Annotated in this window: 1 protein-coding gene; it reads left to right on the top strand. The window is 74.6% G+C overall.

Features of this window, described 5'->3' with window-relative positions; all coding sequences use genetic code 11:
* Positions 1-757, top strand: a 757-nt coding sequence (locus tag EAO70_RS08460; protein ID WP_410091164.1) for a diaminopimelate decarboxylase family protein, incomplete at both ends; no start/stop codon positions are given.

The raw sequence follows: 757 nt of genomic DNA on the forward strand, positions 1-757 counted from the left end.
GCCCCCGGCACGCCCTCCGTCTGGCCCGCCTCCACCACCGAGGGGACCCGCGGCGGCCTCCTCGTCGGCGGAGTCCCCCTCGCCGAGATCGCCGAGACCCACGGCACCCCCGTGTACGTCCTGGACGAGGCCGAGGTCCGCGCACGCTGCCGCGCCTACCGGGCCGCGTTCCCCGACGCCGCCATCCACTACGCGGCCAAGGCCTTCCTGTGCCGCGCCCTCGCCCAGTGGGTGGCGGAGGAGGGCCTCGGCCTCGACGTGTGCTCCGCGGGCGAACTGGAACTCGCCGTCGCCGCCGGTTTCCCGGCCGACCGGATCCTGCTCCACGGCAACGCCAAGTCGCCGCAGGACCTGGGCACCGCCCTCCGGCTCGGGGTGGGCCGGATCGTCATCGACACCCCCTCCGAGATCGCCCGCATCGCCGCGGCGGTCGGCCCCGGAGGCCGGCAGAAGGTCATGGTCCGCGTGACGCCGGGCATCACCGCGGGCGGCCACCACAAGATCCGTACCGGTACCGACGGACAGAAGTTCGGCCTCTCCCTCCGGGACGGCCACGCCCAGCACGCGATCGCCCGCACCCTCGGACAACCGCAGCTCGAACTCATGGGCCTGCACTGCCACCTGGGCTCCCAGATCACGGACGCCAAGCCGTACCTGCTGGCCGTCCGGCGGCTCGTCGGCCTCATGGCCCGCGTCCGGGACACCCACGGGGTCACGCTGCCGGAGCTCGACCTCGGCGGCGGCCACGGCATCGCGT

It is taken from the genome of Streptomyces sp. adm13(2018) (assembly GCF_008042145.1).
Classification (GTDB): Bacteria; Actinomycetota; Actinomycetes; order Streptomycetales; family Streptomycetaceae; genus Streptomyces.